The following is a 26,645-nucleotide window of genomic DNA, read 5'->3' on the forward strand; positions in this document are numbered from 1 at the left end:
GCTATGCATGGCGGTCAGGGGGCGAGCCCTCCTGGCGCTCTGACGCTCTCCGGCGGACGTGCCGCAAAGCAGGCCGTCCGACTGACCGTGCCGCTTTGGCAATGCACTGTGGACTCGCTTGTATCCCGAGTGTCGTGGGTGCCGCCTGCTGTCCGCAGCTTCGTCGACACCGAGAACTCCTCGTCGTCGTTGACGGTCGTGACGTCTGCCTCGGTCGTGTACCCCGCTGTTGTAACCGGGCGAAATGCCTCGGGGGAGGCCGCGCCGTCGACTGCGGGGCCGTCACCTGGCCGTGCGGCCGACCCGCGGTTCGACGCCTGGGGCACCAACGCCTTTGCCTGATTCCCTTCGGCCGGCGATGACGACCGAGCGACTGCCGGCAGCGCAGCCTCGGGTGACGCGACTGGCGGGCGTGCGAACGAGGCAGCCCCGCCGCCGCTCATCAGGACCGACAGGCCGAGCGCCCCAGCACATGCGGCGGGCACCAGACCGACCTGGTCTGCCAGTGCCTGCAGGCGGGCGAGCCCCGCTCGCAATCGGCCGGTCAACGAATAAGCGAGCCCGCCCGTTCCGAAAACCCCGGTCTCACGGGAGACGGCCAGATAGCGGGTGCGAAACGCTCGCCGCCCGCGGGCGAGGGCGGACTTCGTCGCAACCGACGAAGAGACCGCGCCCGGTTCCATAAAGGCGGCGATCAGGGCTTGGCGCTGCCGCACGGTCAACTCGCCGAGGACGTCGGAGATCGCCTCACGGCGGATGCCGTTGATGACGGCGTCCTCGACGCCCTCGTGGCGCGCGTCGAGGTCGACGACCTTGTGCAGCAGGCGCGTGCGGGCGTCCTCGTTGCGGACCGCGTCGATCGCTGCGCGGCGGGCGACGGTGGTCAACAACGACCGCAGCGGCCTTCCGGGCTCGATCGTGTCGCGACGGCGGTAGACGCGGAAAAACGTCTCTTGGACGACATCGTCGGCAACCGCCTCACCGGCGAGCCGCCGCGCGAGCCGGCGAAGCCGCGGGGCCTCGGCAATGAAGACAGCTGTCCAATCAGGTTCTTCGGCCATCTCCCCTCCGTTCGGCGCCGTCCCCGAGGCAGGGTGGGTTCCACGTGCCGATGCGGATGTCCTCCTGTGGTGGGCGTTCCGAAAGAGATTGGAGAAATGCCGACCCTTTTCGCCCTCCTCGTACGAACAGGAGGCACGCGGGAGCGAAGGTCCGCGAGGTAGTTCGACTCGCGGGCCGCGCTCCCGTCGCGGCCCGCCGTAGCCTGGGGGCGATGCCTGCCTACCTCGATCACGCGGCGACGACGCCGTTGCGGCCGGAAGCCGCCGAGGCGATGCGTCCGTTCCTCGACGGCCGCTTCGGGAACCCGTCGGGGTCGCACGCCGTCGCCCGAGCGGCCAAGGCCGCCATCGAGGAGGCCCGCGACGTGGTGGCCGACTGCCTGGGTTGCCGTCCCCACGAGGTCGTCTTCACCGGTGGCGGCACCGAAGCCGACAACCTGGCCGTCCTCGGCGCGGCGGGTGCGGGCGAGGTCGCGTGCAGCGCCGTCGAGCACCACGCCGTCCTCCACGCCGTGCAGTCGCTCGGCGGCCGCATCGCCCCGGTCGGCGCCGATGGGATCGTGCAACTCGACGGCGTGCTCGACGAGAGCGTGAGCCTGCTCAGCGTCATGCTCGCCAACAACGAGACGGGGACGGTCCAGCCCCTCGACGAGCTGCGCATCGGCGCCGCTCTGCTCCACACCGACGCCGTCCACGCCTTCCCGTGGATCGACGTGCGTGGCACAGCGGCCGACCTTGTCTCCGTGAGCGCCCACAAGTTCGGCGGGCCGCAAGGTGTCGGCGCTCTCGTGGTGCGCGACCACGTGAAGCTGCAGCCGACCACCCACGGCGGGGGACAGGAGCGCGACCTGCGCAGCGGCACCCACAACGTCGTAGGCATCGTCGGCATGGTCGCCGCCATGCAGGCCACCGTCGAGCAGCGAGCGGCAACCAACGACCGGGTCGGCCGCCTGCGCGACCGGTTGGCCGACGGCTTGCTCGCCGCCGTCCCCGGCGCCGTCGAGACCGGCGACCGCGCCCGCAAGACGCCGGGCAACTGCCACATCCGCTTCGAGGGCGTGGAGAGCGAGGCGCTGCTCGTCCTCCTCGACGACGCCGGCGTCTACGCCAGCGCGGGCTCGGCGTGTGCCAGCGGCGCCATCGAGCCGTCGCACGTGCTCACCGCCATGGGCCTCAGCCGCGACGAGGCGCTCAGCGCCGTGCGCTTCTCTCTCGGGTGGAACACCACCGACGCCGATGTCGACCTGGCGCTGGCCGCCGTCCCTGAAGCCGTCGGACGGCTGCGATGAAGGTGCTCATGGCCATGTCGGGCGGGGTCGACTCGTCGGTGGCCGCCGCGCTGTTGGCCCAGCAGGGCCACGAGGTGGTCGGTGCGACCATGAAGCTCTGGGGCGGGGCGTCCGACTCGGGTTGCTGTTCGGTGGCCGACGTGGAAGACGCCCGACGGGTGGCCCAGCAGCTCGGCATCACCCACCACGTCTTCAACTTCACCGACGACTTCGACGCCCATGTGGTCGACCCGTACGTCGAAGCGCACGCAGCGGGCCGCACGCCGAACCCGTGCATCGAGTGCAACCGGCACCTGAAGTTCGACCGCTTCCTGCGGCGGGCCACGCAACTCGGCTTCGACGCAGTGGCCACCGGGCACCACGCCCGAGTGGTCGACCGGCCCGACGGGAGCCGGCGCATCGCCCGCGGCGCCGATGCCAAGAAGGACCAGTCGTACGTCCTCTACATGCTCGGTCAGGACCAGTTGGCGCGCACCCTGCTGCCGCTCGGCGCGATGACCAAGGCCGACGTACGGCGCATCGCCGACGAGCTCCACCTGCGCACGGCGGCCAAGCCCGACAGCCAGGACGTGTGCTTCATCACCTCGACCGGCGGCCGCCAGGCGTTCCTCGGCACCCGGATCCCACTGCGCCCCGGCCGCCTCGTCGACAAGGACAGCGGCCAAGAGGTCGGCAGCGTCGACGCGGTGGAGCTGGTGACCGTAGGGCAGCGCCGCGGCATGGCGACCGGTGGCAGCCCCAGTCGGCGCTACGCCGTCGACGTCGACCTGGCCACGGCGACGGTCACTGTCGGCCCGCTTTCCGACGTCATGACGGAGCGGCTCGACCTCACCGGCGCTGTGTGGGCCGACGGCCCGCCCTCGCCGGGCACCGACGTGCACGTGCAGGCCAGCGCCCACGGACGGCCCACCCGAGCGACCTGGGACGGCGCCGGGTTGCGGCTCCACGAGGCGCAGCGCCGGGTGGCGCCGGGGCAGAGCGTCGTGCTCTATGACGGCGACGAAGTGCTCGGCGGAGGGATCGCCGCGTGAGCGACCGCACCCCGCGCGAGGCCACGCCAGGCATGGCCCTCATGGCAATCGCCTTGGTGTTCGTGGTCGGCCTCGTGCTCGGCTTCGTCCTCGGCCGCACGCTGTAGCCTGCGCCCCCGGCCGTCGATTTCGCGTAGTTACACGCCCCCTTGTAACTACTGCGAAATCAACGGTGGGACTCGACGGCTAACGCACCAGTCGCCGGCGCGCCGCCTCGGCCAGCACCGCACCCGGCCGGGTCGGTGAGAACAGCAGGCGGGCCGACGACCCCGGCTCGCCCCCGCGGTTGCCCGGCGTCGTCAGCACCATGGGCACCTTCTCCCGCAGGAGCAGTTCCACCGCAGGTCCCAGCGCGCCCTTGGTCAGGTCGAGCGAGTCGGTGTCGGCGGGAGCCAGCCGCACGGCCTCGACCACCTTGCGTTGGAACAGCACGGGGTCGGCCAGCGCCATGCCGTCGTGCAGCACCAGCCCGGCGGGCACGAAGACGACCCACCGACGCGACAGCCCGTGCAGTGACCGCACCAGCACCACGGCGACCGCCACGGCCACCACCAGCACCGCCGCCCCCGCCGCCCCCCGACCCGCGCCGATCAACAACACGCCTGCCACCGGCCCGCCCACGGCCAGTGCCCACGCCAACTCGACGGTGCCGAACAACAGGAAACCCGGTGGCCGCAACGGGAACCGCCGCTCGTTCGGGTAGGCCGAGCCGTTCACGAACTCGACGCCCGTCTCCGCCGCGAAGGCAAGGCCCACCGTCACCAAGCCGGCCACTGCCCCCAACGGCGACCCCGACCACAACGCAACCCCCACCACGGCAGGAGCGGCCACACGCAGCGCCGTCAAGCTGACCGGGTGCGGGACCAGCGTCGCCACCAACACGAGCGCCCACACCCCCCAGCCCAGCGCCGAGCCCGCCACCTGCACCCCGCGCACCCGCTCGTCGAGCGCCGCGGCGAGGCCGCCGCCGACGGTGAACGGGAGCAGCGCCCATGTTGCGCGGAGGGCAAGGAGGAGCAGGCGCATGGCCGCAGGACTGTGGCAGGGGCGCCCGCCGATTTGCCACTCCGCCCGCTCGGTCGGTACGAAGGAGTGACGCCGATTGGGGGGCGCTGTTTCGTGACGACCCAGGAGACGACCAGGCAGGCCACCGGGCGACCGGTGCTGCCGACTGCGGCAGCGACCGCCGTCGGAAGCTTGCCTCACGTCGACCCGGCGGCCGCGGTCGACGCCATGCTCGCCCTGCTGCCCGACCTGCCCGCCGCACCCCAACTGCCCAAACGGCACGGACGCGAGTCGATGCTGGCCCAGGCGGTCGACGGCATGGTGGGCATCGACGTCGACGAGGAACACGGCACCATCGCCGTCGACCTCGGCCGCTTCGACCCCGACGCCCCGGTCGACACCTCGTTCGCGGGCGAAGCGTGGACGACGCTGCGTGCCTTCTTCGACGCCACGCGCACCCGCCGCGGCCCGGTGAAGCTGCAACTCACCGGCCCGCTCACCCTCGGCATCGCCTTGGCCGACGCAGGTGTCCCCGCCGCCGCCGCCTTCCGGGCCGCGGGCAATGCGGTCACTGCCCGCGCCCGCGCCCTCGTCTCCTACGCCCGCGAAACTCTCGTCGCTGCCGGCCTCGTCGTCGTGCTCGACGAGCCGGGCCTGGCCGCGTGGGGCACCGACCGCCTCCCCCTCAAGGGCGACGACGTGGTCGACGTGTTGTCGAGCGGCTTGGCCTCGCTCGGCCCCACAGTGCTGACCGGCGTGCACTGCTGCGGCGAGATCGACTGGAAGCTCGCCACTGCCGCGGGCCCCGACCTCCTGTCGATGCCGGTCGGCCGCAACCTGGCCGCCGCGGCGCCGACCCTGGCACCGTTCCTCGAACGGGGTGGCCTCATCGCCTGGGGCGTGGTGCCGACCGATGGTCCCGTGGGCGACGACCCCGACCCGCTGTGGCGGCGGCTGGCCGACCTGTGGTGCGACATGACCCGGGGCGGCTGCGACCCCGTGCGCCTCCGCCAGCAGGCGCTGCTCACCCCTGCGTGCGGCCTCGCCAACCACGATCCCCACCAGGCCGCCCACATCCTCGACCTCACCATGGGCGTGGCCGAGCGGGTGCACAGCCAGGCCGTGGCGATCCGTATGTCGGTGGGCGCCTGACCTAACGTCGGCCTCGTGTCGACGCAGAACCCGGCGGAACGGGCCGACGAACTTCGTCGGCTGATCGAGTACCACAACGTCCGCTACCACCAGTTGGACGAGCCCGAGATCAGCGACGCCGAGTACGACGCGCTCGTCCGCGAGCTGAAGCTGATCGAGGAGACCAACCCCGACCTGGCCACCCCCGATTCGCCGACGCAACAGGTCGGCGCTGCACCATCCACGCTGTTCGCACCGGTCGAGCACCGCGTGCGCATGATGTCGCTCGACAACGCCATGTCGTTCGAGGAGCTGCTGGCGTGGGGCAAGCGCATGGAGCGGTTCATCTCCGGCGACGTCGACTACGCGTGCGAGCTCAAGATCGACGGCGTCGCCATCTCCTTGCTCTACGAGGACGGCCATTACGTGCGGGCCGCCACCCGCGGCAGCGGCGCGGTGGGGGAGGACGTCACCGAGAACATCGCCACCATCGAGGCGATCCCCGAGACCCTCACGCTCGACGACCCGCCCGCAGTGCTGGAGGTGCGGGGCGAGGTCTACATGCCGGTGCCCGCCTTCGAGGCGTTGAACCGCAAGCAGGCCGAAGCGGGCCAGCGGCTGTTCGCCAACCCTCGCAACTCGGCGGCCGGGTCGTTGCGCCAGAAGGACGCCAAGGTCACCGCCAGCCGCGAACTGAGCTTTTGGACCTACCAGATCGGCGAGCTCGTCGGCGGCCCGTCGTTCACCCGCCACTGGGACACCTTGCAATGGCTGCAAGAGGCGGGCTTCCCCATCAACCCGGAAGTGAGCGTCCTCCCTACCCTCGAAAAGGTGCACGACTTCTGCCGCCGGTGGCAGGAGCACCGCCACGACCTCGACTACGAGATCGACGGCGTGGTGGTGAAGGTCGACGACCTGGCCCAGCGGGGCGAGTTGGGCTCGACCTCGAAAGCGCCGCGGTGGGCCATCGCCTTCAAGTTCCCGCCCGAGGAGCGAACGACCGAGCTGCTCGGCATCGACGTGTCGATCGGGCGCACCGGCCAGGCCACGCCCTTCGCCCGCATGGAGCCGGTGTTCGTCGGCGGCTCCACCGTCGGCGTAGCCACCTTGCACAACGAGGACCAGGTGCGGCTCAAGGACGTCCGCCCCGGCGACACGGTCATCGTGCGCAAGGCGGGCGACGTGATCCCCGAAGTGGTGGGGCCGGTGTTGAGCGTGCGGCCCGAGGGAACCGAGCCGTGGTCGTTCCCGAAGGACTGTCCGGTGTGTGGCACCGAGCTGGTGCGCCAAGAAGGGGCGAGCGCCACCTTCTGCATGAACGTGGAGTGCCCGGCGCAACGACGCGGCCGCATCGAGCACTTCGCCTCGCGCGGCGCCATGGACATCGAGGGCCTGGGCGAGCGCACCGTCGGCCTGTTCGTCGACGAGGGGCTGCTGCGCGACCCCGGCGACATCTACTCGCTCGACTTCGACCGCGTCCGCCAGATGGAGGGCTTCGGCGAGATCAGCGTGCGCAAGCTGCACGACGCCATCGAGGCCTCGAAGTCACGCCCGCTCGGCAACCTGCTCGTCGGGTTGTCGATCCCGCACCTCGGCTACACGTCGTCGTTCGTGTTGGCCCGCGCCCTCGGCCACCTCGACCGCATCATCGTCGCCACCGCCGACGACGTCGCACAAGTGGAAGGCATCGGTCCCACCATCGCCTCGAGCGTGTGCGGGTTCTTCGCCAACGAACAGAACCAGGCGGTCATCGAGAAGCTGCGTGCCGCGGGCGTGAACTTCGAAGGCCCGGCGGCGCCGTCGGAACCGCAGACGCTGACGGGCAAGACGATCGTGGTCACCGGCACCCTGGCGGGATACACCAGGGAAGGCGCCGAGGAGGCCGTCCTGCGGCGCGGGGGCAAGTCGCCCGGCAGCGTCTCCAAGAAGACGACGGCGGTGGTGGTGGGCGAAGGGCCGGGCGCCGCCAAGCTGGCCAAGGCACAGGAGCTCGGGGTGCCGATCCTCGACGAGGCCGCCTTCACCAAGTTGCTGGAGACCGGCGAACTTCCCTGACGACCGTCAGTGCTGCACCACGAAGCACCAACTGAACTCCTGCAGCGCGGCGTCGACCCGCGTGGTGTCGGCGAACTCCACGATGGCGCAGCGCCGTCCGGCGTCGAGCCGCTTGACCTGCTTGCCCTCGCCGGGCGTGTAGCTGTAGCGGTTGAGCCCTGTGATCACGTCGAGGTCCTGGGCACCGATCTGTTCGCCGGCATCGAAGCGCATGGTGCGCAGGACGAAGCCGGGCTGGAGCTCGATGAACACTGTCGAGCGCTGTGTGGCGTGCTCGCCCTGTTCCGGTGCGACCGCCCGCACGGCCGAGTTGGTGTAGACGACGGGGCGGGGTTCCTCGTGCATGGTGAAGGCCACGATCATCCCGCCCACGGCCGCGGCCAGGAGCACGGAGAGGACGGCCCGGCGAAGGGTGAACAGCGGCGCCTTAGGAGTCATGGGGAGTCAGCCTCACGGTGGGGAAGAGCGACGAGGCGGCGGCCAGCAGGCCCACGACCGTGCCCGCCACAGCCAGCTCCACGAGCCGGAGGGGGAGCGGGGTCGAAGGCGCCGTCACAGCAGCCAGCATTCCGGCGATCTCCCACAACAGCAAACCGAACCAGGCGGTGGGCGAGCGCCGCACCACCAGCACGCAGAACGGGAACTTGGCCGCCATCATGGGGATGAGCAACGGAGCAGCCGATCGCCCGCGCACGGCGAGCACCGCGATGATCGTGGCCGCCTCCAGTGCGGCCAGCACGGCGGCTGCGATCAGCGCCCACGGCCGACCTCCGTTCACCCCGGGCGCTCTTCGACCAACCGGCGCGACAAGCGTCGGTTGAGCACCTCGATGCGGGTGCGCATCTCGCCGTCGGGCAGCCCGTCGCGAGCCGCCTCCATCACCTTCCAGATGCGCGGGTAGAGGATGCCTTCCACGTCGTTCGCCATGCGGGTCGGCACCTCGCCCATGCTCAGCCGCACCAACAGGGCGCGCAACGGGTGGGCCAGCAAGGTGGGGATGGGGTCGTCGGCCTCGGCCTCAAGCCGTTCGACCAAGGCTTCGAGCTCGGGCCGGTCCCACAGCGCGCCTCGCCGGATGAACTCCTCCAGCTCGTCGACCAAGGCGGCTCGCATTCCCGCCATTGTGGACTGCCACCTGCTGGACGGCAGACTGCCCGACAGTTATTGTTGGGTGCATGGCAAAGGCGGCGCGGAAGCTCAACGAGCAGCAGCCCCGGCTACGGGTGTTGAAAATCGACGACGACGCCACCGCCCTCTTCGACGTGCCCGGCGAGGTCGAGCGGGTCGTGGCCGCCCTCGGGTCCAACACGGTGGCCGAGTTGCTCGGCGTCTCGCGCTCGCAACCCTCGCGCTGGCGCACCGGCGCCGAGGGCATCTCGCCCGCCAACCGGGCCCGGCTGGCCGACCTCGACTACGTGCTCAACCGCCTGCTCCAGGTGCTGTGGCCGCAGCAGGCAGGCGCCTGGCTCACCGCACCCAACCCCCACCTCGGCGGTCGCCCGGTCGACGTGCTCGCCGTGCGGGGGGCGGCACCAGTGGTGGCCGCCATCGACGCACTGACGCAGGGGGCGTACGCCTGAGCATCACGTTGTACCGGGTCTTCCCCTGGTTGGCGAAGGCCCGACCCGGACAACCCGGCCATCCGCTGTTCGTGCCTCGCGGCGCCGCAGGCCGGGTCGACAACCCCGAGCAGTACGACGTGCTCTACCTGTCCGACGGCCCGGGCGGCGCGTGCGCCGAGACGTTCGCCTACCTCTCGGTGTGGAACGACCTGTTGCTGCTCGGCTCGCCGCTCCTGCCCGACAGCGTGGCCGCCATCGCCACCTACGCCCTCGACGCCGCCGTGTGCGACCTCGACGACGCCGCCCGCCTGGTGGCGCTCGGCCTGCGCCCCTCCTCCGTGGTGACCCGGGAGCGGCCCGTCACCCAGGCGTGGGCGCTGCGGCTGTTCGCCGAGGGGCGGTGGGCGGGCGTGCGCTGGTGGTCGTACCACGACCCCCGATGGGGGAGCCACGGCATCTGGGACATCGGCGCGCTCCGGCTGGAGGGCGTCGAGCCCGTGACCCTCGACCACCCCGGCGTGGGCGAGGCGGCCGAGGTGCTGGCCCGCCCGGTCCACGGCCGCAAGGGCGGCGGACGGTAGCCTCGGAACGTGGCCACGTCGCGCATCGTCGACCACGTGGGACGCGTCCTCGGCGACCGCTACCGACTCGTCGCCCCCGTCGGCACAGGAGCATCGGCGCACGTCTTCCTGGCGGACGACGTGTCGTTGCGCCGTCGCGTCGCCGTCAAGGTGCTGCACGCCGCGCTGGCCGACGACGAGTCCTTCCTGCGCCGCTTCCGGGCCGAGGCCCAGGCGGCGGCGGCCCTCAACCACCCGCACATCATGCGGGTGTTCGACTGGGGCGAGGCCGACGACGGGCCGTACGTCGTGCTCGAGCACCTGGCGGGCGGCAGCCTGCGCGACCTGCTCGACCGCGGCGTGCTGCTGAGCCCGGAGCAAGCGGTGCACGTCGGCCTCCAGGCGGCGCGGGGGCTGGAGTACGCGCACCGCCGCGGCCTTGTACACCGCGACATCAAGCCCGCCAACCTCCTGTTCGACGACGAAGGCAGGCTGTGCATCGCCGACTTCGGCCTGGCCCGGGCGCTGGCGGAAGCGGCATGGACCGAGCCTGGCGGCGCCGTGCTCGGCACCGCCAGGTACGCCTCGCCCGAGCAGGCCCAGGGCTCCTCGGTCGACGGCAAGGCCGACGTCTATTCGCTCGCCCTCGTGCTGGTCGAACTGGTCACCGGGCGGGTTCCCTTCGCCGCCGACACCACCATCGCCACCCTCATGGCCCGGGTGGGCGCCACCCTCGACCCGCCTGCGGAACTGGGGCCGCTCGGTCCCGTCGTGCAGCAGGCGGCCGCACCGGAGACAGCCGAGCGCCTCGACGCCGCCGGGTTGGTGACAGCCCTCGAACGGGTGGCCGCCGAGCTCCCCGCACCCGAGCTGATCCCCGTGGCCGTGGCAGGCGACGAGTTGACCGTGCCCGTCGCCGTGCCCAAGGACCTCACCGAGCACGGCACCACCCGCGCCCGTCTCTACGACCACGAAGCCGACGCCGCCCCGGCGCTGTCGCCCGAGGCCGTCCGTCGCCGTCGCCGGTGGCCGTGGGTCGCCCTGCTCACGGTTGTCGCCCTGCTGGTCGCTGCGGGCGCCGCCTTTGCCGTCATCGAAGCAACCAAGCCCACCCACGCCGTGCCGTCGCTCCGGGGCAAGACCGTCGAGGCGGCGCGCGCCGAGGTGGCCGACGAGAAGTTCAAGGTGCGAGTCGCCCGCCAGGAGTTCCACGAGACGGCACCGGCAGGCGAGATCCTCGACCAGGACCCGTCCTCGGGGAAGCTCAAGGAAGGCGACACCATCAAGGTGGTGGTCTCGCAGGGCCCGTCGCCGCGGCAGGTGCCCGAACTGGCGGGCCTCGACGAAGCGGGCGCTACCGCGCGACTCACCGCCGAAGGCTTCGCCCCCAAGGTGGCCCGTCGTTACGACGAGACGGCGGCCAAGGGCGCCGTGCTCGACTGGCAGCCGCGGGGCATGCAGGCCAAGGGCACCGAGATCCTGGTGACGGTGTCGGATGGCCCGACGCCCAAGCCGCTGGCGGAGCTGACAGGCAAGGCCTACGACGAGGCAGCCAAGGCGCTCACCGACGCCGGCCTGGTGCCCGTGCGCAAGGACGTCTTCTCCGACGAGGTCGAGACGGGCAAGGTGGTGTCGACCACGCCGCCGGGCGGCACGCCCGTCACCAAGGGCAGCCGCATCACCGTCAACGTGTCGAAGGGCCCCGAGACCGTCGCCGTGCCCAACGTCATCGGCCAGACCATCGACCAGGCTCGCGCCGCCTTGGAAGCTGCAGGCCTGCAGGTGGCCGGGGTGTTCGGGCCGCCCAAGGCCACACGGGTGTTCCAGAGCGACCCCGGTCCCGGCGTGAAGGTGAAGAAGGGCACGGCCGTCGCCCTGTACGTGCGCTGACCGCTAAGTTCCCCGGATGGCTACGAGCAATGGGAACGCGGGCGCCCTCGACGGGCGCGTTGCCATCATCACCGGCGCCGGTCGCGGCCTGGGGCGGGAGTACGCACTGCTCTTCGCCGCCGAGGGAGCGCGTGTGGTGGTCAACGACCTCGGTGGCGCCATCGACGGCTCCGGCGACGACCGCACGCCGGCCCAGCAGGTGGTCGACGAGATCGAGGCGGCGGGTGGCCAGGCCGTGGCCAACGCCGACAACGTGGCCGATTGGGACGGCGCCGAGCGCCTGATCGAGGCCGCCGTCGAGGCCTTCGGCGACCTCCACGTCCTCGTCAACAACGCAGGCATCCTGCGCGACCGCACGCTCGTCAACATGAGCGAAGCCGAGTGGGACGACGTCATCGAGGTACACCTCAAGGGCCACTTCGCCCCGACCCGTCACGCCGCCACCTACTGGCGTGCCCAATGCAAGGCGGGCAACGACGTGCGGGCGTCGGTGATCAACACCTCGTCGACGTCGGGGCTCGTGGGCAACCCGGGCCAGTCCAACTACGGCGCCGCCAAGGCGGGCATCGCCGCCTTCACCCAGATCACAGCGCAGGAGTTGGCCCGCTACGGCGTGCGGTGCAACGCCATCGCACCGGCCGCTCGCACCCGCCTCACCGAGGCCACGCCCGGCCTGAGCGACGTGGTGCGACCCCCCGACGACCCCGACCACTTCGACGTGTGGGACCCTGCCAACATCGCCCCCTTGGTGGCGTGGCTGGCCAAAGAGGACTGCCCGGCCACAGGGCGCGTCTTCTTCGCCCAGGGGGGCAAGGTGCAGCTCTTCCAGCCCTGGACGCTGGCCGACACCGTGGAGCGCAACCACCGCTGGACGGTGGCCGAGCTCGACGGCGAGCTCACCCGCCTGCTCGGTAGCAGGCACTAGTCCGTTCGGGTCATTCGCGATTTGGTGCTGTCCGTTTGCAGACCTCTTGTCGTATCGTCAGGAATGTCAGCAGGGCCCAAGAGGGCGGTGTTGCTGAGGCAGCGTTCCCCAGCCGCTGCCGGTGCCGCCGCCCCCTTGGGCCCTGCGGCGCGCCTGCGCGGCGATTGAGCCGCTGATGGCGCCCGACCGCGACGACGCCTTGAACATCGGCCCCGTCGGGGGCGAGGAGATCGTCGTCGTCCCCTGGCCGCTGCTGCTGCGGCGGCGAGTGGCTCGGCGCATCCGCAGCGGCGACCGCTTCCGGTGGTGGGTGCTGTGGTCGGTGTTGGCCGGGCTGTTCTCGGTCTATGCCGTGTTCACCCTCATGGCCGTCGCCCTGCCTCGCATCGCAGGCGAGTTCGACACCACCACCAGCACCATGACGTGGGTGGTGACGGGGCCGCTGTTGGTCTTCGGCGTGGCTGCCCCGTTGTTGGGCAAGTCGGGCGACGTGTTCGGGCACCGCCGCCTTTACCTGATCGGCATGGCCGTGGCCTTCGTGTGCGCGGGGCTCACGGCAGTGGCACCCTCGGCCGCCACGTTGATCGCCGTCCGCATGGTGGCTGCCTTGGGCAGTGGTGCCGTGGGCTCCGCCTCGATGGCATTGATCTTCACCGTGTTCGAGCCGCACGACCGGGTGAAGGCCATGGGCTTCTGGTCGCTGGTCGGCGCGGGCGCCCCGGTCATCGGGGTGGCCGCGGGCGGCCCCCTCGTGGAAGCGGTGGGGTGGCGGTGGGTGTTCGCCGCCCAAGCGCCGCTGGTGGCGCTGGCCGCTTTGTTGTGCCTGGCCGTGTTGCCCGAGACCACTCGCTCGGCGTCGCGGGCGCTCGACTGGCGCGGGGTGCTCACGCTGTCGGTTGCGGTGACGAGCCTGCTGCTCGCCCTCAACCGGGGGCCGGCGCTGGGGTGGACGAGCCCGTTCGTGCTCGGCGGCTTCGCCTTGGCGCCGCTGGCCGCCGCCGCCTTCGTCTACGTCGAGCGCCGTGCCGTCGACCCGTTGGTGCCGTTGCAGTACTTCCGGCGCCGCAACTTCGTGTTCCCGGCGGGGGCTCTGGCGTTCTCGCAGTTCGCCTACATGGGCGGGTTCATCCTGTCGCCGCTGCTGCTGGGCGGGCCGATGTTCGGCTACGGCGAGTCGCGCATCGGCTTCATCGTGTTGTCGCGGCCGTTGTCGTTCTCGATCATCGCTCCCATCGCCGGCTACGTCGCCGTGCGCGTGGGGGAGCGCTCGGCTGCGGTGGTCGGGACGGCGGCGATCGCCGTGTCGATGGCCGTGTTCGCCGTGGTCGGCCCGGGCGACGTGGGGATCGTGGTGGCCGCCTTGTTGTTGTCGGGCTTGGGCAACGGCATCGCCTCGCCGTCGCTGGCCTCCAGCGTGGCCAACACCGTCAGCGACGAGCACCTCGGGGTGGCGGGCGCCGCCCAACAGCTGCTCGTCCAGGTCGGCGTGGTGGCCGGCATCCAGGTCATGCAGACGGTGCAGGCCTCGCGTGAGGCGGCTGTGGGGGTCGAGCAGTCGTTCGGCGACGCCTACGTGGTGGGTGGCGTGGCCGCCCTGCTGGCCGTGGCCTGCGCGGTGTTCGTGCGCAGCGCCGTGCGCGACGAGGGCGCCCCTGCGGGCGCCCTCGAAACTGCTCCAGCCTGTGGCGAATCGCTCAGGCGGTGATGTCCTTGATGCGGCCTGCGATCTCCAAGGTGGTGGGGTCGGGCGAGGTCTGCTGCATGGCCATGAGCTTGGTCATGTCGCCCTGCACCTTGATCTTGCCTGCCATGAAGGCCTGCATCCCGGCCTGCGGGTTGCCGTCGACGAAGATGGCCTTGGCCGTCTCGTAGTCGAGGGTGACGGTCACATCTGCTGTATCGAGGTGCCCGGTGTCCATCTCCATCTCGCCGCCCGAGGTGTCCATGTGGGCGTTGACGGTGCCTTCGCCGAAGGGGACGTCGGTGATGATCTGGTTCATCTTGACGGCGTGGGTCGGCGCCGCTGCCTTGCCGCGAAATTCTTCGCGGATTTCTTTGGCAGCGTTCATCCACTCGTCACTCAGGAAAGGGTGCTTGTCGGCCATGCCGCGGACCTTACCCGGTTGGTGCACTGTTCGTGCTGGTTGGCTGGCGGTCGATGAGGAAGATCGACCCCCCGGTCAGGACGATGCTCAAGGCGAAGGCGATCAGCCAGTGCGTGGCGTTGGCCCGGGCGGGCCGGTCGCCACCTTCGGACGGGACGGCCTCGCCTTCGATGCGGGGGACGACGTCGACCACCCGCCAGTCGCCGTCGTGTTTCACGAGCACGGCGACCGCGGAGCGCTCCCGCCGCTCGCCACCCTTGATGCGGGCGGTGACCCGGAAAGGCACTCGGGCTTGGTCGACGTCGACGGCGGCCTTGCCCACTTCGAGGTCGCTGAACATGCGCTCGTCCGGCTCGGCGTCGGGGGGCTTGACGTTGGCGGTGGCGGCGGGCTCGGCCAGTTCGTCGGCCCGCTTGGCGCCTTCTTCACGAAGGCCGTCGCGGCCTTGTTCGCTGACAGCCTGGAGCCATCGTTCGGTCACGCCCGACGGGCGGGCCTCGCTGCGGCCGCAGGCCGAGGTGGCCAGGAGCAGCGCGGCGATCACCAGCAGGCGCTTCATGCGTGCACCCCCGTGATGTCCTCCAGCTCCATGCCTTTGGTCTCGGGGATGTAGCGCCAGACCACGTAGATGCCTGGCAGCCACAGGACCATGAGCAGGCTGACGGAGTCGCCGATGCTGCCGATGGCGCCGGTGGAGTGGTCGCCCAGGACGCCGACGATCACCGGGCCGAACACGTAGCCCGCGATCTCGAAGATGTTGCGCACCCACGCCGCCGACTGGGCCCGGATGTCGGTCGGAAAGAGTTCGCTGGCGAAGGCGCCGAGCACGGGCGCCGCGCCCAGGCCGAAGAACACGGCGAGGATCAGCGCCGGGAAGGCCAGCGTCTTGCTCTCGACCTGGAACAGGACGATGGCCCAGAAGGCGCCCATGGCGAAGTAGATGGTGGCGGTGGGACGGCGGCCGATGCGCTCCATGAGCCGTCCGCACACCACGTAGCCGATCACGCCGAGGCCGTAGGCGAAGATGATGTAGAAGCCGATCTCGGCCGAGGTGAAGCCCCGTTCTCGTTCGGCGTAGAAGGCCCACCACGCTGTCGAGGCGATGAGGGGGAGCGACCGGCCCAGGTGGATGAGGCCGACGGCCATGAGCATCTTGCGGTTCGAGGGCCGCCACGACTCCCACATCGACTGGCGTTGCGGAAGTTGGCCCGCGGCGCGGCGCTGTTGCTCCTCCTCGAAGCGGCGGGTCTCCTTGATGCGGGTGCGGAACACCGACAGGAGGGCCAGCGGCACCAGCCCGACGAGGTAGAGCGTGCGCCATTCGAGGGGGCCGTCCTGCACGCCGAGTTGGAGCAGGACGCCGATGACGATGACACCGAGGGCGGCGCATGCCAGCAAGGTGCCGAGGGCGCGGCCCCGGCGTTCGGCGGGGAACTCCTCGACGACCATGGTGACGGCCGCCGCGTACTCGGCCCCGAGGAAGATGCGGGCGATGAGCTGGAAGGCGGTGAACGACCAGATGTCCCAACTGAGGGCGGTGAGCGCGGTGAAGACGGTGTAGCCGACGACGCTGTAGAGCAGCAGCTTGCGCCTGCCCAGGCGGTCGCCGATGCGGGTGAAGAAGAAGGCGCTGGCCGTGCCCAGTTCGATGACGCCCCGGGCCCAGCCCAGCGTCGACTCGGGCACGCGGAAGGTGTTCTGGATGTCGCCCAGCAGCAGGCTGAGGATGGAGTTGTCGTAGCCCTCGAAGAACGTGGCGCTGACGAGCAGGATCAGCAGCGTCTTGAGGTATGTCGGCGTGCGGGGGCTGCCGGGCGGGTGGACCTCGCCGATGGGCGGCTCGCCGTAGGCGCCCTCCCCGGGCTCGATCCACGTGGCCTTGTCGTCGGCCGTGTCGACCACGCGGTCGACGGCCGCCGCGGCGGCCGCGTCTGCGTCTGTGGGCCGACGTGTGCGTCTGGGCCTCTGTCCTGCTTCCAACGACCCCTCCCCAACCCCCGTGACATCGCTGTCAGAAGTTTCCGCAGGCTACCGGGTACAGTCCGTCCATGGTCGCCGCCACGCGGGGGGAGCGGATCGCCGCCCGCACTCGCAACCCGAAGTGGCAGCACGCGCCGCTGCGCATCGAGATGTCGGAGTGCATCAACTGCGACACCTGCTTGCGCCATTGCCCGCCCCAGTTCGGGGCGATCTTCAACCACGGGATCGACGTGATCATCGTGCCCGAGCTGTGCTCGGGGTGCGGGAAGTGCCTCCCGCCCGTGTGCCCTGTCGACTGCATCTACGAGGACCCGAGCTGGTCGCCTGCCCCCGCCGACTGGTGGGAGGAGCCGCTCGGGCCGGAGGACCCCTATGTCTGAGCCTGAGATCGCTGTCTTGCCGGGCGCCGAGCCGTGGTCGTTCACCGGGTCCGACGACGGGGTGCTGGTGCTGCACGGGTTCACCGGCAACCCCAATTCCATGCGGGGGCTGGCCGAGGCGTTCGCCGCCGCGGGCTTCTCGGTGGAGATGCCGCTGCTGCCGGGGCACGGCACCACGGTCGACGACATGAAGGCAACGGGGTGGGCCGACTGGGTTGGCGCCGCCCTGGCGGCCTACGACCGCTTGGCCGCCCGGTGTTCCCGTGTGCTCGTGGCGGCGCTGTCGATGGGCGGCGGGTTGGCGTGCCGGGTGACGCTCGACCGGCCCGAGGTCCTGGGCCTGGTGTTGGTGAACCCGATCGCCGAGCCGCCGGGAGAGGCGCTGTTCGACATCCTGCGGCTGTCGTTGGAACAGGGGGTCGAGGTGACGCCCGGGATCGGGTCCGACATCGCCCGGCCGGGGGTCACAGAGTCGGCCTACGACGGGTCGCCGCTGGCGCCCGCGCTGTCGATGTACGAAGGGGTCCGGGAGATGGCACCCCGGCTCGGGGAGATCCGCTGCCCCGTGCTGCTGTTCACCTCGCCCCAGGACCACGTGGTGCCGCCCTCGAACTCCGACTACCTCGCCTCGGTCGTCGCCGGGCCGGTGGAACGGGTCACGTGCGAGCGGTCGTACCACGTCGCCACGCTCGACTGGGACCGCGACGACATCGAGCAACGCGCCGTCGACTTCGCCCGCAAGCTCACCGCCTCGTAGGTCGTGCAAAAAGGGTCGCCAGGCGACCCTTTTTGCACATGGAACCCGATCGCTGTCACACCCCGTCTGTTGACTGGTCGGCATGGAATCCGAGTTCTCCCGCCACGCGCGGCGCCAGCACGGCCTCGTCACCCGTGCCCAGGCCATGGCCGCCGGGTTGTCGCCGTCCGGAGTCGCCCGCCGTACACGTGACGGGACGTGGCGGCGCGTCGCCGCGGGCGTCTATGCCGTTGCCTCCTCTCCGGCGACTTGGCGGCAACGGGTGCTCGCCGCCTGCCTCGCCCTCGGCGCAGTCGCGTCACACCGCACCGCCGCTGCACTGTGGGGACTCTCGGGCTTTCGCCCCGGGCCGGTCCACGTACTCGTCGCGGCGCCTCGTAGCGCACGAAGCACGCTCGCCATCGTCCACCGGACGGTCGAGCTCCCGCGGGCCGACGTCACCACCATCGACGGGATCCCGGTCACGCGGTTGGCCCGCACGCTGATCGACCTGGCGGGCACGGTGCCCGCTCGCGCCTTGGAGGAAGCCGTCGACGACGCCCTGTGCCGTCGCCTCGTCACGCTCCCGCGCCTCGACCGCCGGGCCACGGCGCTGCTCGGCAAAGGGCGGGCGGGCTCGGCCGCCTTCGCCGACGTCCTCGGATCGTGGCGCGGCGACCAGCCGTTGCCGCAGGAGGTGGCCGAAGCGCGCCTCCTGCGCCGGCTCGTCCACGCCGGGCTGCCGCCGCCGATCCCGCAGCACGAGGTCTATACGCCCGACGGCCGGTTTGTGGGCAGGCTCGACCTGGCGTGGCCCGACGTACGAGTGGGCTTCGAGCTCGACGGCTTCCGGTGGCACGGCTCGCCCCGCGCCTCCCAGCGCGACCTGGCCCGCCACAACCGGCTCAAAGCCCTGAGCTGGACGGTCCTGCAAGCCATGCCCGCCGACTTGGCCGCCGACGGCGCCCACCTGGCGGAGCTGGCCCGGCCCTTGCTCGCCTCCCAGCGTGACCCACCGATGGACGAGCGGCGCCCCGCCTAGCATCGGCGGGCATGCCGCCGGAACGCTTGACGGCCGCCGACGTCGCCCACGTGGCGAAGCTGGCCCGTCTCGACATAACCGAGGAGGAGACCGACCTGTTCGCCGAACAGCTCGCCGCCGTCCTCGACCACGCCGCTGACGTGGCTGCCCTCGACACCGCCGGGGTACCGCCGACGGCCCACCCCTTGCCGCTTCAGAACGTGCTGCGGCCCGACCAGCCGCGGCCCGGGCTCGACCGCGACGAGGTGTTGGCCCAGGCGCCCGACGCCGAGGACAACCGCTTCAAAGTGCCGCGCATCCTCGGGGAGTCCCCGTGACGACGGCCCGCGAGATCGCTGCGGGCGTCCGCACCGGCGGCCTGACGGCGCGCGAGGTCGTGGAGCAGGCGCTGGCGGCAATCGCCGAACGTGAGCCGGAGCTGCACGCCTTCAACCACGTCATGGCCGAAGAGGCGCGCGCCGCCGCCGCCGTCGTCGACCAGAAGATCGCCACCGGCGAGGACCCCGGCCCGTTGGCGGGCGTCCCTGTCGCGCTCAAAGACAACCTGTGCACCCGGGGCGTCCCCACGACGTGCAGCAGCCGCATCCTCGACGGCTGGCTGCCGCCGTACGACGCCACGGTGGTCGAGCGCGTGCGCAACGCGGGCGGCATCGTGGTGGGCAAGACGAACCTCGACGAGTTCGCCATGGGCTCGTCGACCGAGAACTCGGCTTTCGGCCCCACCCGCAACCCGCACGACCCCGGCCGAGTGCCCGGCGGGTCGAGCGGCGGGAGCGCGGCGGCGGTGGCCGCCGACTTCGTCCCCCTCGCCCTCGGCTCCGACACCGGCGGTTCGATCCGTCAGCCCGCCGCCTTCTGTGGCGTCGTCGGGGTGAAGCCGACCTACGGCGCCGTCTCCCGCTACGGCCTCATCGCCTTCGCCAGTTCACTCGACCAGATCGGCCCGTTCGCCAAGAACGTGGGCGACGCCGCCCTCCTGCTCGAGGTCGTCGGCGGCCACGACCCGTGCGACAGCACCTCGATCGACGCGCCGCCGATGCCGCTGGCCGACCACCTGAGCCGTGGCGTCGACGGGCTGCGCATCGGCCTGGTCACCGAGTTGATGAACGGCATCGAACCCGATGTCGAGGCCAAGGTCAGGGAAGCGGCCGACAAGCTCACCGCCGCGGGCGCCAAGGTCGAGGAGGTGAGCGTTCCCGCGGCCATCCACGGCCTGTCGGCCTACTACCTCATCGCCCCGGCCGAGGCGTCGAGCAACCTGGCCCGCTACGACGGCGTCCGTTACGGCCTGCGCAAGCCCGCCCCCGACATCACGACCATGTACGGCGCCACCCGGGCCGCCGGCTTCGGCCCCGAGGTCAAGCGCCGCATCATGCTCGGCACCTACGCCCTCAGCGCCGGCTACTACGACGCCTACTACGGCCAGGCCCAGCGGGTGCGCACGCTGATCATCCGCGACTTCGAGGCGGCCTACGCCGACCACGACGTCCTCATCTCCCCGACCACGCCGAGCACGGCCTTCGCCTTCGGCGCCAAGAAGGACCCGCTGTCGATGTACATGAGCGACGTGTGCACCATCCCGTCGAACCTGGCCGGCCACCCCGCCATGAGCGTCCCCTTCGGCGCGGGCGACGACGGCATGCCCGTCGGCGTCCAGGTCATGGCGCCCGCGCTGGGCGAGCAACTCATGTTCCGAGTGGCCCAGGCACTGGAGGACGCAGCCCGATGACGGCGTGGGAGATGGTGATCGGCCTCGAAGTCCACTGCGAACTCAAGACGCAGACCAAGCTCTTCTGCGGTTGCCGCAACGCCTTCGGCGACGAGCCCAACACCAACGTGTGCCCCGTCTGCCTCGGCCTGCCCGGGTCGCTGCCCGTCCTCAACGAGCAGGCCGTCGAGCTCGCCATGCGCATCGGCGAAGCGCTGGAGTGCACGATCAAGCCGAGCATCTTCCACCGGAAGAACTACTTCTATCCGGACATGCCCAAGGACTACCAGATCAGCCAGTACGACGAGCCCATCAACGTCGACGGCCGCCTGGAGCTGCCCGACGGCAGCGTCGTGGGCATCGAGCGGGCGCACCTGGAAGAGGACACCGGCAAGACGACGCACCTGGGCGCCACCGGCCGCATCCAGGGCGCCGACGAGTCGTTGGTCGACTACAACCGGGCCGGCATTCCACTCGTAGAGATCGTCAGCCGCCCCGACATCCGCGGAGCCGAGCAGGCCCGCGCCTACGTCAGCGAACTGCGCTCGATCCTCGTCGCCACCGGCGCCTCCGACGGCAAGATGGAAGAAGGCAGCCTGCGCGTCGACGCCAATGTGTCCGTGCGCCCCGACGGCACAGCCCCCTACGGCACCCGCTGCGAGATCAAGAACCTCAACTCCCTGCGCAGCCTGGGCCGGGCCATCGAGTACGAGGCCGCCCGCCAGATCCAGCTCCTCGAAGCAGGGGAGCGGGTGGTGCAGGAGACCCGTCACTGGAACGAAGGCGAGGGACGCACGGTCGGCGGCCGCTCCAAAGAAGAGGCCTACGACTACCGCTACTTCCCCGAGCCCGACCTCGTCCCCGTGGCGCCGGCGGCCGAATGGATCGACCAGGTGCGCAAGGCGCTGCCCGTGCTCCCCGCCGCCCGTCGCAAGCGGCTGGCCGAAGCGGCCGGCACCACGCCCGCCGACGTCGCCGTCGTGGTCGAGCTCGACCTCGACACGCTCGTGTTCGGCGCCATCAGCGCAGGCGCCGACGCCAAGCTCGCCATCAACCGGGCCGCCAACGAAGTAGCCGCCAACCTCGACGGCATCACGCACCTCAGCCCCGACGCCTTCACCCGGGTGCTCAAGATGGAGGGCAACGGCGACCTGACCGCGACCCAGTCGAAGCAGGTACTGGCCGCCCTCCTGGCCGGCGAAGGCGACGACCCCGAGGCCATCGCCAAGGAGCGGGGCTTCGAGGCCATGGCGGGCGACGCTCTCGCCACCGCGGTCGACGAGATCATCGCCGCCAGCCCCGCCGAGTGGCAGCGCTTCAAGGACGGCGATCAGAAGGTCACGGGCTTTTTCGTGGGCCAGGTCATGAAGGCCACCGGCGGCAAGGCCGACGGCAAAGCCGTCACCGCCCTGCTCCGCCAACGAGCCACCTAGCACTCGTTCGTTCGAACGAGCCCCCGGCGCCGCTAGCCTGGACTGCGCAGTCCATACCAACGGCTCCGGCAGGCGGCGGAACGGGGTCGGTCGCAGCGCTGCGATCGGGGCCATGGCACATGGGAGCCTTCATGCCGCTGTCCCTGTCGTCCCGCCTGAACAGGCTGACGATCGCCCTGCTCGCCACCGCCCTGGTGCTGGTGGCCCCAGCATCCCGGGCCAACGCCCCCCAAGCGGTGGAACGGGCCACCACACACGTGGCCAGCGGGTGGGACCTCGTGAAGTACATCGTGCCCCAACCGGCCTGCAACGGCGGCGGCTTCCGTTCGTCGCCGTACTTCGACGAGCTCGACTGCGGGTGGGTCGATTTCAACGTGGCAGGCACCACCGCGGACTCCGACGTCGAGGTCGGCTTGTTCGCCGAGGACGGCACAGAGTTCGAGCGCGTCACCGCCACCTGGCGCACCACGGCGCCGACATGGCGGGTGATCTTCCGCCCCGAGAGCAACTGGCCTGCGGGCACCGTCACCATGCGGGCCTTCACCGACGGCGAGGACGAGCCCGGCGGCGAGGTCAAGTTCCACCTCAACCGCCTGGGCGCCACCATCCAGGCCACCCCCAAGAGCGACGGCACGCCGTACCAGCCAGGTGAGGACATCCCCGTCACCGGCACCCTCTTCGAGCAGGACTCCAATGCCGGCCAAGTGACCAAGACCGACGTGGCGGGCACCTTCAAGCTCCGCGTCGGCGAGACCGTGCTCGGCCCCTTCACCGCCGACAAGGGCGGTGCCGGGCAGATCAGCGAGACCATCCCGGGCGCAGCAACCGCGGGCCTCACCGCCGGGCCCGAGACCGACTTCCGCCGCACCATCGCCGTCGAGGTGATCGACGCCGCCTACACCGACCCCACCACCGGCGAGTGGGGAGCCGCCCGCGCCGGGGCAGGCTCCGTTCGCCTGCGCACCGTGCCCGACGCCCTCGTCCTGCAGAACAGCTTCACCTCGGCCGTGGGCTGGGTGAAGCCGGGCGACGCCTATCCCTTCCGCATCCTGGTCAAGAACCCCACCGACGAATCGGCCGCCGGCATCACGGTGACGGTGCCGCCGGTCGAGGGCACCACCTTCACGGCCGTGGCCCCGAGCACGGGCTCGGCCGTCATCAGCGGCGGCACCGTCACCTGGTCGATCCCGAGCCTGGCCGCGGCCACCGGTGACGCCAGCACCACGGCCACCCTCGTCGTGCAGGCCCGTGCCGACACCACCGAGCAAGACCCGCAGATCGTATGGAAGGACCTGTCCACCACCGCCACGCTGGCCACGCCCGGCGACGACCCGGCCACCGCCACCAGCCACGGCCCCAAGGTCATCCCGCCCGGCGGCACATACGACACCGCCCGGTACGGCGACCGCCCGTTCCCGGTGGTGCCCGTCGACTACCAGGACTTCCAGCACAGCGACGACCACACCGGCGAGCGCCTCGACGAGGTCATCAACTCGCCCGACTACCCGGGCTCGACCTTCAACCTGTTCCAGGAGATGTCGTACGGCCAGCTCCATCCGAACGGCACCGTCCCCTCGGCGTCCATCGCCACGGCGGACTGGGACCCGGCCCTCTACAACGGCGGCTACCGCTTCACCGAGCTCCAGCCCCAGGGCACCTGCCACGGCGTCACTTTCAGCGACTCGCCGGGCACGCTCGGGCGCCCCCGCATCGACGGCGGTTGGTACCAGCTGCCCGGCACCCGCGACTACTACGGCGACGACAGCGTGGGCAGCGGCCTCACACCGTTGAGCGACATCGACGACGCCTGCGGTCCCACAGCCAAGGCCGTGTGGGACGCCGCCCACATCGCCGACCCGGAGATCGACTACTCCGACTACGACACCGACAAGGACGGCGTCGTCGACTTCTTCATGATGGTGTTCCAAGGGGAGGGCGGCAACGGCGTCTCGCAGACCAGCGCGCCGCCCTACGACAACATCTGGCCCCACAGCTCCAGCCTCGAGTTCACCTACAGCGACGAGGCCACCGGCCTGAAGGGTTACATCTCCGACGACCCGCTCAAGGACCACGAGGGCAGGCGCCTCTACTACACCGACGAAAGCCGCCTGGCCACCACGACCACCGCCACCGAGTGGCCGGTGTTCGTGCGGGTCGGCCCCTACAACGTGAACCCCGAGTCGGCCATCGACTTCGCCAGCGTGATTTCGCACGAGTACGGCCACTCCCTCGGCCTGCCCGACTTCTATTACAACGACGGCATCCCCGTGGCCGACGAGCACGACGCGTACGGCACGTGGAACCTGATGGCCAGCGACTACTCGCAGCACATGGACGTCTACGGCCGCCAGGAGATGGGTTGGGTGGTGCCCCGCGTCCTCGCGCCCGGCGAGACGGTGGTCGACAACTGGGCCGGGTCGAAGATCGACACCGACCGCATCGACTGGGTGCAACCCGACGGCACCCCCTACACGCTGAGCGGCCCCGGGGTCGCCAACGGCGAGGCGTACGTGGCGCGCCTCCCGGGCCGCACCATCGTCACCCAGGAGCACCTCGACACCGCCGAGGAAGGCAACAAGAAGGCGTGGTGGTCGGGTTCGGGCAACGACTACGGCTGCCCGCCCACCGGCGGCCACAACTTCGACATCCACCTGCCCGAGCTGGCCGACCTGCCCGCCGACACGCCGGTCAAGGTGACGATGAAGTCGGGCTGGGACATCGAGTGGGACTTCGACTACGGCTACGTCATGACGACGACCGACGGCGGCCGCACCTTCACATCGCACCCGTCCGACAACGGCACCACCTCGACGTCGAACCCCCACGGCAACTCGTGCCAGGGCGACTACAGCAACGGCATCACCGGCTCCAGCGGGTCGTACAAGGCGGGCACCGAGGAGATCGACCGCGGCTCGGCGACCACGGCGTACCCCTCGATGGAGTTCATCGACGACTCGTTCACGCTGAGCGACGTGGCAGGCAAGGACACCGTCCTGCGCTTCTCCTACACAACCGACGCGGGCTTGGCCCGTCCCGGCTGGTTCGTCGACAACGTCACCGTCACGGCGGGCGACACCGTGCTCTACGAGAACGACTTCGACACCACCGCCGACGACCCGGCTGTCTACAACGGCGGATGCGAAGACGACTTCCGCGTCGTCATCCGCTGTACCCCCGGGTGGACGACAGTGGCGGCGGGCGCGGCCAGCCAGGCCGACCACGCCTACTACTTGGAGATGCGCGACCGCAGCGGCTTCGACTTCGACGCCCGCGGCCAAGCCGACCGGGGCGAGATCACCTGGCTCCCCGGCTTGTCGCTGGCCTACACCGACGAGGCCCGGGGCTACGGCAACGCGGGCTATCCCGACCCGCCGCGCCAATCGGTGCTCGACGCCAACCCCGACCCCCAGAACCGGGCCCCCGACCTCGACGACGCGGCGTTCCGCTTCAACGACGTCAAGGCGTACTCCGACTCCGGCGAGGGCCACGTCGACAACTACCCCGACGACTCCCGCGACGACGGCAACTGGCGCTTCGACTACGACTGCTTGACCTTCGAGATCCTTTCGATGACAGGCGACGACGTCGGCCCGTCGGAGCCTGCGGGCAACCTCACCGGCGACGTTCGCCTCACCAACGGGGAGGGGTGCGGTTCGTTCGACTACGGCTACGGCACGGCGGCGGCCAACACGGCGCCGACGGCCGACGCCCAGGCTCGTCCCACCACCATCGTCGAGGGCGACACGGTCACCCTCGACGCCAGCGGTTCGAGCGACGACAACCAGGCGAGCGAGGAGCTCACCTACCGCTGGGACGTCGACGGCGACGGCACCTACGACGTGAACGGCCGAGAAACACTGCATCGTTACGACGTGGCGGGCACCTACCAGGCAACGGTCGAGGTGCGAGACGCCGAAGGCCTCACCGACACCGACTCGGTGACCATCACGGTGACACCGAGAGGCGACGGCATTCCCGATTGCGCCGAGTGCGACGGGTACTGGCTGGGCGCGGCCGACGGCGGCGTGTTCAGCTTCGGCGACGCCACCTTCTACGGCTCCATGGGCGGCATGGCCCTCAACCAGCCCATCGCCGACATGGTGGCGACGCCCGACGGCGAGGGCTACTGGTTGCTCGGCCAGGACGGCGGCGTGTTCACCTTCGGCAATGCCGGCTTCTTCGGCTCGGGCGCCGGCGAGGAGTTGGCCGGCGGCGCTGTGGGCATCACGCCGACGTCGACGGGGGAGGGCTACTGGATCGCCACCGCGGCCGGTGAAGTGCTCGCCTTCGGCGACGCCGAGTTGCTCGGCTCGTTGGAGGACGTGCCGCTCAACGCCCCGATCACCGGACTCACCGCTACCGCGGACGACGACGGCTATTGGCTCGTGGGCCAGGACGGCGGCGTGTTCACCTTCGGTGAAGCGGGCTTCTACGGCTCGGCAGCAGGCACGCCGCTGGCCCGGCCGGTGCGCGATCTGGCGGCGACCACCGGCGACGGCGGCTACTGGCTCACCGCCGAGGACGGTGGCGTGTTCGCCTACGGCGACGCGCCGTACCGGGGCGGCATGGCAGGGCGCCCGCTCAACGGTCCGGTCGTCTCGCTCGACGGCACCCCGACCGACAACGGGTACTGGCTGGCGGCCACCGACGGCGGCGTGTTCGCCATAGGAGACGCGGGCTTCCGAGGCTCCGCCGCCGGGCTGCCGCTCAACGCTCCCGTCGTAGCCGTCACGGCGCCGTAACATCGCCTCC

General features: G+C 70.9%; 24 protein-coding genes. 16 read left to right on the plus strand and 8 right to left on the minus strand.

Features of this window, described 5'->3' with window-relative positions; all coding sequences use genetic code 11:
* Positions 1-14: 14 nt before the first annotated feature.
* Positions 15-1,061, minus strand: coding sequence for a sigma-70 family RNA polymerase sigma factor (locus VM938_14400; GenBank protein ID HVF76225.1), 1,047 nt, complete (start codon positions 1,059-1,061; stop codon positions 15-17).
* A gap of 212 nt (positions 1,062-1,273) precedes the next feature.
* Here VM938_14400 and VM938_14405 point away from each other — a divergent pair, with 212 nt between their 5' ends.
* Positions 1,274-2,350, plus strand: coding sequence for a cysteine desulfurase family protein (locus tag VM938_14405; protein HVF76226.1), 1,077 nt, complete (start codon positions 1,274-1,276; stop codon positions 2,348-2,350).
* Entirely contained in the window at positions 2,347-3,381 is a 1,035-nt protein-coding gene (gene mnmA, locus VM938_14410; protein HVF76227.1) for a tRNA 2-thiouridine(34) synthase MnmA, read from the plus strand. Before VM938_14405 ends, mnmA begins: the two co-directional genes overlap by 4 nt.
* Before the next feature lie 186 nt (positions 3,382-3,567).
* Here mnmA and VM938_14415 read toward each other — a convergent pair whose 3' ends face one another.
* Entirely contained in the window at positions 3,568-4,407 is an 840-nt protein-coding gene (locus VM938_14415) for a hypothetical protein (GenBank protein ID HVF76228.1), read from the minus strand.
* Positions 4,408-4,500: 93 nt separating this feature from the next.
* On the opposite strand from VM938_14415, the gene VM938_14420 reads away from it, so the two are divergent.
* Positions 4,501-5,538, plus strand: coding sequence for a hypothetical protein (locus VM938_14420; protein ID HVF76229.1), 1,038 nt, complete (start codon positions 4,501-4,503; stop codon positions 5,536-5,538).
* A 15-nt stretch (positions 5,539-5,553) separates the two neighbouring features.
* The gene (gene ligA / locus VM938_14425; GenBank protein ID HVF76230.1) at positions 5,554-7,572 is read left to right on the plus strand and encodes an NAD-dependent DNA ligase LigA; all 2,019 of its coding nucleotides are present in this window, start codon (positions 5,554-5,556) and stop codon (positions 7,570-7,572) included.
* Between the two features lie 6 nt (positions 7,573-7,578).
* On the opposite strand, the gene VM938_14430 is transcribed toward ligA, so the two are convergent.
* Genes VM938_14430 through VM938_14440 form a run of 3 tightly spaced genes read right to left on the minus strand, consistent with a single transcriptional unit; the run spans position 7,579 to position 8,685 of the window.
* Positions 7,579-8,010 (minus strand): hypothetical protein, encoded by a 432-nt coding sequence (locus tag VM938_14430; GenBank protein ID HVF76231.1) that lies wholly within the window; start codon positions 8,008-8,010, stop codon positions 7,579-7,581.
* A complete protein-coding gene (locus VM938_14435; GenBank protein ID HVF76232.1) occupies positions 8,000-8,350 on the minus strand; it encodes a hypothetical protein in 351 nt (116 codons plus the stop codon). Before VM938_14435 ends, VM938_14430 begins: the two co-directional genes overlap by 11 nt.
* Positions 8,347-8,685 (minus strand): hypothetical protein, encoded by a 339-nt coding sequence (locus VM938_14440; GenBank protein ID HVF76233.1) that lies wholly within the window; start codon positions 8,683-8,685, stop codon positions 8,347-8,349. The genes VM938_14435 and VM938_14440 overlap by 4 nt, the downstream gene beginning before the upstream one ends.
* A 62-nt stretch (positions 8,686-8,747) precedes the next feature.
* On the opposite strand from VM938_14440, the gene VM938_14445 reads away from it, so the two are divergent.
* From VM938_14445 to VM938_14465, 5 genes are all read left to right on the plus strand, one after another.
* A complete protein-coding gene (locus VM938_14445) occupies positions 8,748-9,152 on the plus strand; it encodes an antitoxin Xre/MbcA/ParS toxin-binding domain-containing protein (GenBank protein ID HVF76234.1) in 405 nt (134 codons plus the stop codon).
* 71 nt (positions 9,153-9,223) lie between these two features.
* Positions 9,224-9,715, plus strand: coding sequence for an RES domain-containing protein (locus VM938_14450; GenBank protein HVF76235.1), 492 nt, complete (start codon positions 9,224-9,226; stop codon positions 9,713-9,715).
* Positions 9,716-9,724: 9 nt separating this feature from the next.
* On the plus strand, positions 9,725-11,584 hold the full coding sequence (locus VM938_14455; GenBank protein ID HVF76236.1) for a PASTA domain-containing protein: 1,860 nt from the start codon (positions 9,725-9,727) through the stop codon (positions 11,582-11,584).
* Positions 11,585-11,600: 16 nt separating this feature from the next.
* Positions 11,601-12,509 carry an SDR family oxidoreductase gene (locus VM938_14460; protein HVF76237.1) on the plus strand — a complete coding sequence of 303 codons (909 nt, stop codon included), beginning with the start codon at positions 11,601-11,603 and terminating at the stop codon, positions 12,507-12,509.
* A 175-nt stretch (positions 12,510-12,684) separates the two neighbouring features.
* On the plus strand, positions 12,685-14,214 hold the full coding sequence (locus VM938_14465; GenBank protein ID HVF76238.1) for an MFS transporter: 1,530 nt from the start codon (positions 12,685-12,687) through the stop codon (positions 14,212-14,214).
* Here VM938_14465 and VM938_14470 read toward each other — a convergent pair.
* The 3 genes from VM938_14470 to VM938_14480 are packed head-to-tail and all read right to left on the minus strand — an operon-like array spanning position 14,204 to position 16,516.
* Entirely contained in the window at positions 14,204-14,614 is a 411-nt protein-coding gene (locus VM938_14470; protein ID HVF76239.1) for an SCP2 sterol-binding domain-containing protein, read from the minus strand. The genes VM938_14465 and VM938_14470 overlap by 11 nt on opposite strands.
* Before the next feature lie 10 nt (positions 14,615-14,624).
* Positions 14,625-15,173 carry a hypothetical protein gene (locus VM938_14475; GenBank protein HVF76240.1) on the minus strand — a complete coding sequence of 183 codons (549 nt, stop codon included), beginning with the start codon at positions 15,171-15,173 and terminating at the stop codon, positions 14,625-14,627.
* On the minus strand, positions 15,170-16,516 hold the full coding sequence (locus tag VM938_14480; GenBank protein HVF76241.1) for an MFS transporter: 1,347 nt from the start codon (positions 16,514-16,516) through the stop codon (positions 15,170-15,172). Before VM938_14480 ends, VM938_14475 begins: the two co-directional genes overlap by 4 nt.
* 146 nt (positions 16,517-16,662) lie before the next feature.
* Between VM938_14480 and VM938_14485 the strand changes: the two genes are divergently transcribed.
* The 7 genes from VM938_14485 to VM938_14515 all read left to right on the plus strand — a co-directional run bounded on the left by VM938_14485 (position 16,663) and on the right by VM938_14515 (position 26,635).
* The gene (locus tag VM938_14485) at positions 16,663-16,974 is read left to right on the plus strand and encodes a 4Fe-4S ferredoxin (protein ID HVF76242.1); all 312 of its coding nucleotides are present in this window, start codon (positions 16,663-16,665) and stop codon (positions 16,972-16,974) included.
* Positions 16,967-17,731, plus strand: a complete 765-nt coding sequence (locus VM938_14490; protein ID HVF76243.1) for an alpha/beta fold hydrolase — start codon at positions 16,967-16,969, stop codon at positions 17,729-17,731. The genes VM938_14485 and VM938_14490 overlap by 8 nt, the downstream gene beginning before the upstream one ends.
* Positions 17,732-17,813: 82 nt before the next feature.
* A complete protein-coding gene (locus VM938_14495; GenBank protein HVF76244.1) occupies positions 17,814-18,752 on the plus strand; it encodes a type IV toxin-antitoxin system AbiEi family antitoxin domain-containing protein in 939 nt (312 codons plus the stop codon).
* Positions 18,753-18,763: 11 nt separating this feature from the next.
* Positions 18,764-19,069 carry an Asp-tRNA(Asn)/Glu-tRNA(Gln) amidotransferase subunit GatC gene (gene gatC, locus VM938_14500; GenBank protein ID HVF76245.1) on the plus strand — a complete coding sequence of 102 codons (306 nt, stop codon included), beginning with the start codon at positions 18,764-18,766 and terminating at the stop codon, positions 19,067-19,069.
* A complete protein-coding gene (gene gatA / locus VM938_14505; protein ID HVF76246.1) occupies positions 19,066-20,481 on the plus strand; it encodes an Asp-tRNA(Asn)/Glu-tRNA(Gln) amidotransferase subunit GatA in 1,416 nt (471 codons plus the stop codon). Before gatC ends, gatA begins: the two co-directional genes overlap by 4 nt.
* Entirely contained in the window at positions 20,478-21,893 is a 1,416-nt protein-coding gene (gene gatB, locus VM938_14510; protein ID HVF76247.1) for an Asp-tRNA(Asn)/Glu-tRNA(Gln) amidotransferase subunit GatB, read from the plus strand. Before gatA ends, gatB begins: the two co-directional genes overlap by 4 nt.
* Before the next feature lie 131 nt (positions 21,894-22,024).
* Positions 22,025-26,635, plus strand: coding sequence for a PKD domain-containing protein (locus VM938_14515; protein HVF76248.1), 4,611 nt, complete (start codon positions 22,025-22,027; stop codon positions 26,633-26,635).
* The last annotated feature ends 10 nt before the right edge of the window (positions 26,636-26,645 follow it).

The organism is Acidimicrobiales bacterium, from assembly GCA_035536915.1.
GTDB lineage: Bacteria > Actinomycetota > Acidimicrobiia > Acidimicrobiales > JAHWLA01 > JAHWLA01.

Bases quoted from the DNA above. Each gene is read 5' to 3' on its own strand.
- VM938_14400 (HVF76225.1), bottom strand. From the start codon at position 1,061: ATGGCCGAAGAACCTGATTGGACAGCTGTCTTCATTGCCGAGGCCCCG.
- VM938_14405 (HVF76226.1), top strand. From the start codon at position 1,274: ATGCCTGCCTACCTCGATCACGCGGCGACGACGCCGTTGCGGCCGGAA.
- mnmA (HVF76227.1), top strand. From the start codon at position 2,347: ATGAAGGTGCTCATGGCCATGTCGGGCGGGGTCGACTCGTCGGTGGCC.
- VM938_14415 (HVF76228.1), bottom strand. From the start codon at position 4,407: ATGCGCCTGCTCCTCCTTGCCCTCCGCGCAACATGGGCGCTGCTCCCG.
- VM938_14430 (HVF76231.1), bottom strand. From the start codon at position 8,010: ATGACTCCTAAGGCGCCGCTGTTCACCCTTCGCCGGGCCGTCCTCTCC.
- VM938_14440 (HVF76233.1), bottom strand. From the start codon at position 8,685: ATGCGAGCCGCCTTGGTCGACGAGCTGGAGGAGTTCATCCGGCGAGGC.
- VM938_14445 (HVF76234.1), top strand. From the start codon at position 8,748: ATGGCAAAGGCGGCGCGGAAGCTCAACGAGCAGCAGCCCCGGCTACGG.
- VM938_14460 (HVF76237.1), top strand. From the start codon at position 11,601: ATGGCTACGAGCAATGGGAACGCGGGCGCCCTCGACGGGCGCGTTGCC.
- VM938_14465 (HVF76238.1), top strand. From the start codon at position 12,685: ATGGCGCCCGACCGCGACGACGCCTTGAACATCGGCCCCGTCGGGGGC.
- VM938_14470 (HVF76239.1), bottom strand. From the start codon at position 14,614: ATGGCCGACAAGCACCCTTTCCTGAGTGACGAGTGGATGAACGCTGCC.
- VM938_14475 (HVF76240.1), bottom strand. From the start codon at position 15,173: ATGAAGCGCCTGCTGGTGATCGCCGCGCTGCTCCTGGCCACCTCGGCC.
- VM938_14485 (HVF76242.1), top strand. From the start codon at position 16,663: ATGGTCGCCGCCACGCGGGGGGAGCGGATCGCCGCCCGCACTCGCAAC.
- VM938_14490 (HVF76243.1), top strand. From the start codon at position 16,967: ATGTCTGAGCCTGAGATCGCTGTCTTGCCGGGCGCCGAGCCGTGGTCG.
- VM938_14495 (HVF76244.1), top strand. From the start codon at position 17,814: ATGGAATCCGAGTTCTCCCGCCACGCGCGGCGCCAGCACGGCCTCGTC.
- gatC (HVF76245.1), top strand. From the start codon at position 18,764: ATGCCGCCGGAACGCTTGACGGCCGCCGACGTCGCCCACGTGGCGAAG.
- gatB (HVF76247.1), top strand. From the start codon at position 20,478: ATGACGGCGTGGGAGATGGTGATCGGCCTCGAAGTCCACTGCGAACTC.
- VM938_14515 (HVF76248.1), top strand. From the start codon at position 22,025: ATGCCGCTGTCCCTGTCGTCCCGCCTGAACAGGCTGACGATCGCCCTG.